At 72.1% G+C, this 9,162-nt stretch carries 10 protein-coding genes; 8 read left to right on the top strand and 2 right to left on the bottom strand.

Going from position 1 to position 9,162, the window contains the following annotated elements; all coding sequences use genetic code 11:
* Nucleotides 1-256: 256 nt before the first annotated feature.
* From rlmM to CQ393_RS16725, 5 genes are all read left to right on the top strand, one after another.
* The gene (gene rlmM, locus CQ393_RS16745; protein ID WP_153193212.1) at nucleotides 257-1,306 is read left to right on the top strand and encodes a 23S rRNA (cytidine(2498)-2'-O)-methyltransferase RlmM; all 1,050 of its coding nucleotides are present in this window, start codon (nucleotides 257-259) and stop codon (nucleotides 1,304-1,306) included.
* 390 nt (nucleotides 1,307-1,696) lie between these two features.
* On the top strand, nucleotides 1,697-2,614 hold the full coding sequence (locus CQ393_RS16740; protein ID WP_153193210.1) for an SMP-30/gluconolactonase/LRE family protein: 918 nt from the start codon (nucleotides 1,697-1,699) through the stop codon (nucleotides 2,612-2,614).
* An 81-nt stretch (nucleotides 2,615-2,695) separates the two neighbouring features.
* Nucleotides 2,696-3,418, top strand: a complete 723-nt coding sequence (locus tag CQ393_RS16735; protein ID WP_153193208.1) for a hypothetical protein — start codon at nucleotides 2,696-2,698, stop codon at nucleotides 3,416-3,418.
* Nucleotides 3,419-3,543: 125 nt separating this feature from the next.
* The gene (locus CQ393_RS16730; RefSeq protein WP_153193207.1) at nucleotides 3,544-3,858 is read left to right on the top strand and encodes a hypothetical protein; all 315 of its coding nucleotides are present in this window, start codon (nucleotides 3,544-3,546) and stop codon (nucleotides 3,856-3,858) included.
* 81 nt (nucleotides 3,859-3,939) lie between these two features.
* Nucleotides 3,940-4,314 carry an EF-hand domain-containing protein gene (locus tag CQ393_RS16725; RefSeq protein ID WP_228114638.1) on the top strand — a complete coding sequence of 125 codons (375 nt, stop codon included), beginning with the start codon at nucleotides 3,940-3,942 and terminating at the stop codon, nucleotides 4,312-4,314.
* Nucleotides 4,315-4,458: 144 nt separating this feature from the next.
* On the opposite strand, the gene CQ393_RS16720 is transcribed toward CQ393_RS16725, so the two are convergent.
* Both CQ393_RS16720 and ubiH read right to left on the bottom strand, forming a co-directional pair.
* Nucleotides 4,459-5,637 carry a UbiH/UbiF family hydroxylase gene (locus CQ393_RS16720; RefSeq protein WP_153193205.1) on the bottom strand — a complete coding sequence of 393 codons (1,179 nt, stop codon included), beginning with the start codon at nucleotides 5,635-5,637 and terminating at the stop codon, nucleotides 4,459-4,461.
* Entirely contained in the window at nucleotides 5,634-6,845 is a 1,212-nt protein-coding gene (gene ubiH / locus CQ393_RS16715) for a 2-octaprenyl-6-methoxyphenyl hydroxylase (protein ID WP_153193203.1), read from the bottom strand. Before ubiH ends, CQ393_RS16720 begins: the two co-directional genes overlap by 4 nt.
* A 106-nt stretch (nucleotides 6,846-6,951) precedes the next feature.
* Between ubiH and CQ393_RS16710 the strand changes: the two genes are divergently transcribed.
* From CQ393_RS16710 to CQ393_RS16700, 3 genes are all read left to right on the top strand, one after another.
* Nucleotides 6,952-7,533, top strand: a complete 582-nt coding sequence (locus CQ393_RS16710) for a hypothetical protein (protein ID WP_153193202.1) — start codon at nucleotides 6,952-6,954, stop codon at nucleotides 7,531-7,533.
* Between the two features lie 16 nt (nucleotides 7,534-7,549).
* On the top strand, nucleotides 7,550-8,104 hold the full coding sequence (locus CQ393_RS16705) for a cob(I)yrinic acid a,c-diamide adenosyltransferase (protein ID WP_153193201.1): 555 nt from the start codon (nucleotides 7,550-7,552) through the stop codon (nucleotides 8,102-8,104).
* A 117-nt stretch (nucleotides 8,105-8,221) separates the two neighbouring features.
* Nucleotides 8,222-9,151: a histone deacetylase family protein gene (locus tag CQ393_RS16700; RefSeq protein WP_153193200.1), complete on the top strand. Its 930-nt coding sequence runs from the start codon at nucleotides 8,222-8,224 to the stop codon at nucleotides 9,149-9,151.
* The last annotated feature ends 11 nt before the right edge of the window (nucleotides 9,152-9,162 follow it).

The raw sequence follows: 9,162 nt of genomic DNA, 5'->3' as shown, positions 1-9,162 counted from the left end.
CCTTGCGCCAGCGCAAGGGCCGGGGCGCGAGGCGGGGGTTGGGGTGAGGGTACGGGGCGAAGCCCCTAGTGATGCCAAGTTGCATGAGGCTTCGCCCGCACCCTCATCCACCCCTGCGGGGCACCTCGCTCCGCGCCCCGGCCCGGCGCAGCGCGCCGGGCGTTCAGTCGTGTGCGAGCCTATGGCTCGCAAGCCACACGCCTTCACCCCAACGGGAGAAGGAACAACCCGCTTCGCCTCATACCAAGGAATCTTCATGACCGGCCTGCTCTGCTACTGCCGCCAAGGCTTCGAGCCGGAACTGGCCGCCGAACTGACCGAGCGCGCCGGCCATGCCGGCATCGCCGGTTATGCGCGCACGCAGCGCAACGACGGCTACGTGGTGTACGTCACTGACGAAGCCGCCGCGCTCGACCGCGCCCTGCCCTGGCGCGGGCTGATCTTCGCCCGGCAGAAACTGCGCCTGCTGGCCGAGCTGCCGCAGCTGGACCCGGCCGACCGCATCAGCCCGATCATCGCCGCGCTGCAGGGCCAGCCGCGCTTCGGCGAGCTGTGGGTGGAACATCCCGACTCGGACGCAGGCAAGCCGCTGGCCGGGCTGGCGCGCAGCTTCGGCAATGCGCTGCGCCCGGCACTGCGCAAGGCCGGCCTGCTCACCGACAAGGACAACAGCAGGCTGCCGCGGCTGCACGTGGTGTTCGTCGGTGGCACCCACGCCTTCGTCGGCGTCGCCGACACCCGCGACAGCGCACCTTGGGCGCTGGGCATCCCGCGCCTGAAACTGCTGCCGGACGCGCCCTCGCGCTCGGCGCTGAAGCTGGACGAGGCGCTGCTGACCCTGCTCACGCCGGAGGAACGCGAAGCGCTGGTCAAGCCCGGCATGCGCGCGGCCGACCTCGGCGCCGCACCCGGCGGCTGGACCTGGGTGCTGACCCGCCAGCACCTGCGCGTCACCAGCATCGACAACGGCCCGCTGCGCCAGCACGTGCTCGACACCGGCCTGGTCGACCACCTGCGCGCCGACGGCTTCCACTGGCAGCCGGAAACGCCGCTGGACTGGATGGTCTGCGACATGGTCGAACAGCCGCGGCGCGTGGCCGAACGCATGGCCACCTGGCTGCGCGAAGGCTGGTGCCGGCACGCCATCTTCAACCTCAAGCTGCCGATGAAGAAACGCTGGGACGAGACCCGGTTGTGCCTGGACCTGTTCGCCGCGCAGGCCGGCCGGCCGCTGACCGTGCGCGCCAAGCAGCTGTACCACGACCGCGAGGAGATCACCGTGCTGGCGATGCCGGCGCGCGGTTGATCCGCTTTCTCCTTCTCCCGCCGGGGTGAAGGCCTGCGGCGTGCGGCGTGCGGCGTGCGGCGTGCGGCGTGCGGACCACAGGCTCGCACACGGCTGAACGCTCGGCGCACTGCGCCGAGCTGGGGTGCGGCGCGAGGTGGCGCGAAGCGCCGGATGCGGATGCGGGGGCGGGGGCGGGCGAAGCCTCTTGCAACCTGATATCGCAATGCTTCGCCGTATCCTCACCCCGTCCCGCGCCCGGGCCCCTGCGCTGCGCAAGGGCATTCGAGGGGCCGCGAAGCGATGGTTCGCAAACTTTCCCCTCTCACTCCAATGGGACAGGGGCTCGTTGCCACCGCAACCACCGGCCGCCTCCACGGCACGGCTCTGGCACACTGCGGGCTTCCCCGCATGGAGAGCGCCGCCATCGCCCGTCACGTCCTCCTGTTGCGCCATGCCGCCGCCGCGCTGTGCGTGGCCCTGTGCGGCAGCGTCGCCGCCACGCCCGATTTCGTCGCCCGCGACCACGTCGGCGACGGTGCGTTCACCGCCGGCATCGAAGGCCCGGCCACCGGCCCGGACGGCGCGCTGTACGTGGTCAACTTCGGCCACGAAGGCACCATCGGCCGCGTCGATGCGGACGGCAAGGCCGACCTGTTCGTCGCCCTGCCCGAGGGCAGCGTCGGCAACGGCATCCGCTTCGCCGCCGACGGCGCGATGTTCGTGGCCGACTACAAGGGCCATGCCGTCCTGCGCGTCGATCCGGCCACGCGCGCGGTGGCGGTGTTCTCGCGCCTGGAAGGGGCGCACCAGCCCAACGACATCGCGCTGGCGCCGGACGGCACGCTCTATGCGAGCGACCCAGACTGGGCCAACCCGGACAACGGCCAGCTGTGGCGCATCGACCGCGACGGCAGCGCGCACCGGCTCGAGTCCGGCATGGGGACCACCAACGGCATCGAGGTCAGCCCGGACGGCCGCCGCCTGTACGTCAACGAGAGCGTGCAGCGCAACGTCTGGGTCTACGACCGCGACGCCGCCGGCGCGCTGTCGGGCAAGCGCCTGCTGATCCGCTTCGACGATCACGGCATGGACGGCATGCGCTGCGATGCCGACGGCAACCTGTACATCGCCCGCTACGATGCCGGCGTCGTCGCCATCGTCTCGCCGGCCGGCGAGCTGCTGCGCGAGGTGCCGCTCAAGGGGCGCAAGCCGACCAATGTCGCCTTCGGCGGCGCCGACGGCCGGCAGGTGTTCGTGACGATGCAGGACCGCGGCGCCGTGGAAACCTTCCGCGCCGATCGTCCCGGGCGTGAATACGGGCATTGAGGCCGGATCGCCGGTCCGGCGCGCGGCGTCTCAATGCGCGCAACCGCGATCAGGCATGCTGTGACCCCTGGGAGGACATGCATGCACGCCATCGAACTGAAGGACCCGGCCGGTTTCGGCAACGAATTCCTGCGCCTGACCCTGCTGCAGGGTTTCCAGTCGCTGACCAAACGCGACCTGGAACTGCTGATCTTCGTGCTGCTCGAACGCGACGGCACCATCGACCGCGGCGACGCCAATGCCACCGTGGCGCTGCAGCTGCGGGTGACGCCGGCCAAGGTCAAGGGCCTGCGCCGCGACGGCTACGCCCGCTGGCGCGCACTGGTGCCCGAGGACGCGGACGCCGCCCTGCAGCGCATCGTCGCCACCGTGCTGACCGAAGCCAACCTGCGCTCGGGGGCAAAGCACGTGAGCGAGCGCAGTCGCAAGGAGGGCTTCCTCGCCATCCGCATCGAGCACCCGGACGATGCGCAGCGCTTCGAGCAGGCCATCCTCGAGGTCGGCGCGCTGCCGGTGTACGAGCGCAACCGCGAGGTGGTGGCGGTGCGTTTCGACACGCTGCTGAAGATCGCCGAGCGCTGGGGCTATCTGCAGCCCGATCCGCAGGCGACGGTGGCGGCCTTGAAGAAGCTGGCCCCCACTTCGGAGGAAGTGGCCGACCTGCTGAAGAAGGACGTCGCCCAGCTGCGCTGGGATGACGTGCGCCGCGCCTTGAACAGCCTCGGCGCCAAGGCGGTCGGCTCCACCGTCGAGGGCGGCCTGAAGGGCCTGCTGAAGCTCGCGTTCCCGTTCATCCCGGGCTGAGGCGGCGCATGCGGCCGGCGCTGAACCGGCGGCAACATTCAGCCGGCCTGCATGCGTTCTTGCGACTGGCTTAACAGCAACGGGCCAAGCATCGGGGGCGTGTTTTCCCCTTCTGGAGTCCGCTCATGAACCTCTCCCGTCCGCTGCTTTCCGCCCTGCTGCTGTGCGCCGCCGCCAGTGTTCCGGCACTGGCGCAGGAGACCGGCAGGACCACGCTCACCGACAAGGGCACGCCGGTCACGGTCACCTCGGAAGAACCCGATTCGATCCGCGGCGACTACCATATCGACTTCGCCACGCTGGACCGCAACCACGACGGCTACATCAGCCGCGAGGAAGCCAAGGCCAATCCCACGCTCGAACGCGAGTTCGACGCGCTCGACACCCACCGCAGCGGCCGCCTGAGCAGGGCGCAGCTGGAAGGCTGGATGAAGAAGTGAGGCCGGGCGGGCCGGCAGGCGGATTCCACCGTCCTTACGAGAGACCTGTCCGTGATCCGTCCCCGCCTGCCCATCCTTGTCCTGCTGCTGGCCGCACTGCCATCCGCGCCCCTGTGGGCGCAGAACGCGCCGCGCGATGCGGCCGTCACCACGCCGCTGCCGGCGGCGCCGGTCAACGTGCGCAACCAGTCGCTGGCCAGCGGTGCGGTCACGCACCAGGTGCGCCTGCCGGCCGACCCCGGGCAGGCGGCGGTGATCGTGCGCTCGATCCAGCCGGACAGCGTGATCGGCAGCTACCGCATCGACTTCGACGCGCTCGATGCCGATGGCGACGGCTTCATCAGCCGCGAGGAAGCGCAGGCCAACCCGGCGCTGGCCGACGAGTTCAACGCGCTCGATACCGCACGACGCGGCAAGCTCGCACGCGAACAGCTTGCCGGCTGGCTGCTCCGCTGACCCTCGCCTGCAGCCACCCGCCCCCGTACCTGTAGGAGCGACTTCAGTCGCGATGGCTTTCAGGCCCCGCGAAGCTTTCGAAGACCCCATCGCGACTGAAGTCGCTCCTACGCGCGCATCGTGGGCGCCAGTGTTCCGGCGCCGTCACACGCCCGAGGCGCGCTTCCAGAACAGCGACAGCAGCGGCGGCATGCGCCCGGCCACGCCGAGCAGCGCGCCGCGCGCCAGGGTCAGATGCATCTCGTCGTTGGAGAACACCTTGTTGATCGCGTCGAAGCCGTAGGCGGCAACCGTGTTCTCGCTGCGCCGCACCCGCGCCCAGCGCCGCAGCCGGTGCGGCGTGGTCCAGTCCGCACGCCGCTGGCACGCATCGCGCACCAGGTCGCGCAGCCCGGCCACGTCGCGCAGGCCGAGGTTGACGCCCTGCCCGGCCAGCGGATGCACCACGTGCGCGGCGTCGCCCAGCACCAGCACGCGGCCGGCGACGTAGTCGCTGGCCAGCTGCCGGCGCAGCGGGAAGGCCGCGCGCGGCGAGGCCGTGCGCATCGCGCCCAGGCGGCCTTCGAAGGCATTGGTCAGTTCGCGGCCGAAAGCGTCGTCGTCCAGCGCCAGCACGCGCTCGGCCTCGGCGTCGGGCAGGGTCCAGACGATGGAACTGCGGTGCCGGTCCACCGGCAGCACCGCCAGCGGGCCGGTGTCGAGGAAGCGCTGCCAGGCGGTGGCCTCGTTCGGGCGCTCGCTGTCGACATAACCGACTACGCCGCGCTGGCCGTAGTCGTGGCGCGACACGTCCAGCCCGGCCAGCGCGCGCAGGGTGGATTCGCCGCCGTCGGCGGCGATGGCCACGGCCGCGTCGAGGCGGCGGCCGTCGTCCAGGCGCAGGCGCACGCCGCCCTCGTCCTGTTCCATCGACTCGACCCGCGCCGGGCAATGCAGCTGCACGCCGGCCGCCGGCAGCGCCGCCCACAGCCGGTCCACCAGCAGGCCGTTCTCGACGATCCAGCCCAGTTCGCGGCGGCCCAGCGCATCGGCATCGAAGGCCAGTTCGCCGCCGCCGGCCGCGTCCCACACGCGCATGCGCAGATAGGGATGCGCCCGCGCCTGCGTCACCTGCGGCCATACCCCCAGCGTTTCCAGCAGCGCCGCGTTGTCGTGGGCGAAGGCGAATACGCGCAGGTCCGGCCGCTGCGGCGACCACGGCGGCGGCTCGCGCCCTTCCACCAGCGCCACCTGCAGGTCTTCGTGCGCCAGCGCCAGCGCGCAGGCGGTGCCGACCACGCCGCCGCCGACCACCACCGCGTCCAACCGTCCACGCCGGCTCATCGCGCCTGGCTCCTGCACAGTTCGGGCACCTGCCCGCGGAATCCCATCGCGCCGCCGACCAGGAAGGACTGCAGCGGCGCGGCCTGCGCGGCGGCCACCAGGCCGAGGCTGCGCAGCGGCCGCAGCAGCGCCGCCGGGTTGCCGGTCAGGCGCGCCAGGCCGTCGGAAAAGGCCAGGGTCTGCTCGCGGTCGGGACCGCGCCGCTGCACGTAGGCCTGCAGCAGGTCGTCGGCGCCGGGGTCCTGCACGGCATCGCCGATCAGTTCGGCCAGGGTCAACGCATCGCGCAGGCCCAGGTTGAAGCCCTGCGCGCCCAGCGGATGGATGGTCTGCGCGGCGTTGCCGAGCAGCAGCGCGCGCTCGCCGACCAGTCGCTGCGCCAGCACCTGGATCAGCGGGTAGGCGCTGCGCGGGCCGCTTTCCAGCAGCCGCCCGGCGCGCCAGCCCAGCACCGCCTGCAGCCGCGCCAGCCAGGCGGTGTCGTCCAGCGCCATCACCGCCTCGGCGTCGTCGCGGGCCACGCCGTGGACCAGGCCGTAGTGGCGGTCGCCACGCGGCAGCAGCGCGGTCGGGCCGGTATCGGTGAAGCGCTCCCAGGCGGTGCCGTCCGGCGCCCGGGCGGCGCGCACCCGCGCCACGAACAGGGTCTGCTGGTAGTCGTGCTCGCTGGCGTCGATGCCCAGCGCCTGCCGCACCGCGCTGCGGGTGCCGTCGGCACCGACCACCAGCCGCGCATGCAGGCGGCGCTCGCCGGCCGCGTCGGCGATCAGCACCTCGCGGCGGCCGTCGGCGCATCCGCCCAGCCCGACGAATTTCGCCGGACGGTAGCGGGTCAGCTGCGACAGGTCGCCCAGCCGTGCCTCCAGCGCGCGGCCGAAATCGCGCGCCACCACCACTTGGCCGAAAGCGTCGCGGCCATAGTCGCCGGCGTCCATCGCCACGCGGCCGAAATCGCCGGCGCGGCTGACGTGGATGCGGCGGATCGGGCCGGGCGCACCTTCCAGGCGCTGCATCACGCCCAGCGCGGTGAGCGCGTTGACCGTGGCCGCGGCGAAGCTGAGGTTGCGCTGGTCGAACACCGCCGGCAGCTCGCCGGCCGGGGTCGCTTCCACCAGCCCCACGTCCAGCCCCAGCCGGTCCAGCGCGATGGCCAGGCTGGCGCCGACCAGTCCGCCACCGACGATCACCACATCATGCAGGTCGTTCATGCCGCCATGATACGGGCTCGGCCACCCCGTCCGCCGGCGCGATGCCGCGTCGGCGGCGCGACTGCGGCTAGAATGGCGGCCTGATTCCGCCGAACCGCCCACTGCCATGACCGCCAACGTCCAACGCGCCTTCGTCCTGTCCCTGCTCGTGCTGCTGATGGTCGGCACCCGCATCAACCATTTCGCGCCGATCCCGGACGCGTCCTGGGCGGTGTTCTTCATCGGCGGCTTCTACCTGCGCAGCTGGACCCGCTGGGCCTTCCCGCTGCTGATGGCGCTGGCGGTGGCGGTCGACTGGACCGTGATCAGCAGCCAGGGCATGGATTTCTGGGGCCACTACTGCGTCTCGGCCGGCTACTGGGCGCTGGTCCCGGCCTATCTGGCCATGTGGGCCGGCGGCATGCTCCTGCGCCGCTTCTACACGGGCGCCAGCTGGCGTGCGCTGGGCCTGTTCGCCGCGACCCTGGTCGGCGCGGTCGTGGTCTGCCACCTGTTCGCGCAGGGCGGCTTCTACTGGACCAGCAGCGTCGTCGCCGAGCCGACCGTCGCCGGCTGGTTCAAGAACTACACCGACTGGTTGCTGCCGTACATGCGCACCGCCGCCATCTACACCGGCATGGCGGCGCTGGCGCAGGTCGCCGCCGAGGCGTTCGCGCGCCAGTCGGCCGCCGACCGCACCGCGCACTGACCGCGGCGGCAGGCTGATGGGCAACCGCCTCTCGAAGATCTATACCCGCACAGGCGACGACGGCAGCACCGGCCTGGGCGACGGCAGCCGCACCGGCAAGGACTCGCTGCGGGTCAGCGCCTACGGCACCGTCGACGAGGCCAACTCGGCCATCGGCGTGCTGCTGGCGGTGCCGCTGCCGGACGACGTGCGCGCGCTGCTGACCACCATCCAGCACCAGTTGTTCGATCTCGGCGGCGAGCTTTGCATCCCCGGCCACGCCGCCATCCAGGGCGCGGACATCGATGCGCTGGAACGGCACCTGGACCGCTACAACGACGACCTGCCGCCGCTGAAGGATTTCATCCTGCCGGCCGGCGGCGAGGCGGCGGCGCGCTGCCACCTGGCGCGCACCATCGTGCGCCGCGCCGAGCGCGAGACCGTGGCCCTGGCCCGCGTCGAAGCCGTGCGCGACGAGGCGGTGCGCTACCTGAACCGCCTGTCCGACCTGCTGTTCGTGCTGGCGCGGGTGCTGGCGCGCGCCGACGGCCACGGCGAAGTGCTGTGGAACCACGAGCGCCGGCGCGCCTGAGCCGGTAGTGCCGGCCGCTGACCGGCCACCTGGCATCAACCGGATTCCATGCAGCGCCGGCCAGCGGCCGGCACCGCCCGAAGCTCCGCCGGGCGAAGGCCTCGGTTACAGTGCGGCATGCTCGTATTCACCCACCCGGCCTGCCTGGGCCACGACCCCGGCCCCGACCATCCCGAATCGCCCGAACGGCTGCGCGCGGTGCTGGACGCGCTGCACGCGGCGTTCCCCGAGCAGCTGGACTGGCGCCAGGCGCCGCCGGCCAAGCTCGGCGAACTGGCGCGGGTACACGAGCGCGAACTGATCGACAACGTGCTGCAGGCGCAGACCGCGCCGCTGCGGCGGATCGACCTGGACACCTTCGCCTCGCCCGGCTCGGCCGCCGCCGCGCTGCATGCCGCCGGTGCCGGCGTGGCCGCGGTGGACGCGGTGATGCGCGGCCCGGACCGGCGCGCGTTCTGCGCGGTGCGGCCGCCCGGCCACCATGCCACCGCCGATACCGCGATGGGCTTCTGCCTGTTCAACAACATCGCCGTGGCCGCCGCCTATGCGCGCGACGCGCATGGGCTGGAGCGGATCGCCATCGTCGACTTCGACGTGCACCACGGCAACGGCACCCAGGCGATCTTCGAGACCGATCCGCGCGTGGCCTATTACAGCAGCCACGAATCCGGCCTGTTCCCCTATTCGGGCAGCATGCGCGAACGCGGCGTGGGCAATGTCTGCAACATCCTGCTGCCGCCAGGCAGCGGCGGTTTCCGCTTCCGCAACACCTGGGCCGACGACCTGCTGCCGCTGGTGGACGCCTTCCGCCCGCAGCTGCTGTTCGTCTCGGCCGGCTTCGACGCGCACCTGCGCGACCCGCAGGCCGACCTGATGGTGGAGACCGAGGATTTCGGCTGGCTGGCCGGCGAGCTGGCCGCGCTGGCCGATCGCCACGCCGGCGGCCGGCTGGTGTCCATGCTCGAGGGCGGCTACGACCTGCAGGCGCTGGCCGAATGCAGCGTGGCCCATGTGCGGGGCCTGCTGGGCCCGGTGACGGCCGCATGAACCCCGGCCAC

This window comes from Stenotrophomonas sp. MYb238 (assembly GCF_009496535.1).
Lineage (GTDB): Bacteria > Pseudomonadota > Gammaproteobacteria > Xanthomonadales > Xanthomonadaceae > Stenotrophomonas.
This window is presented reverse-complemented; position numbering and strand designations above follow the sequence as displayed.

Excerpts from the sequence above, each read along its gene's own strand:
- CQ393_RS16720 (WP_153193205.1), bottom strand. The coding sequence starts at position 5,637 with ATGAGCCGGCGTGGACGGTTGGACGCGGTGGTGGTCGGCGGCGGCGTG.
- CQ393_RS16710 (WP_153193202.1), top strand. The coding sequence starts at position 6,952 with ATGACCGCCAACGTCCAACGCGCCTTCGTCCTGTCCCTGCTCGTGCTG.
- CQ393_RS16700 (WP_153193200.1), top strand. The coding sequence starts at position 8,222 with ATGCTCGTATTCACCCACCCGGCCTGCCTGGGCCACGACCCCGGCCCC.
- CQ393_RS16740 (WP_153193210.1), top strand. The coding sequence starts at position 1,697 with ATGGAGAGCGCCGCCATCGCCCGTCACGTCCTCCTGTTGCGCCATGCC.
- ubiH (WP_153193203.1), bottom strand. The coding sequence starts at position 6,845 with ATGAACGACCTGCATGATGTGGTGATCGTCGGTGGCGGACTGGTCGGC.
- CQ393_RS16735 (WP_153193208.1), top strand. The coding sequence starts at position 2,696 with ATGCACGCCATCGAACTGAAGGACCCGGCCGGTTTCGGCAACGAATTC.
- CQ393_RS16730 (WP_153193207.1), top strand. The coding sequence starts at position 3,544 with ATGAACCTCTCCCGTCCGCTGCTTTCCGCCCTGCTGCTGTGCGCCGCC.
- rlmM (WP_153193212.1), top strand. The coding sequence starts at position 257 with ATGACCGGCCTGCTCTGCTACTGCCGCCAAGGCTTCGAGCCGGAACTG.
- CQ393_RS16705 (WP_153193201.1), top strand. The coding sequence starts at position 7,550 with ATGGGCAACCGCCTCTCGAAGATCTATACCCGCACAGGCGACGACGGC.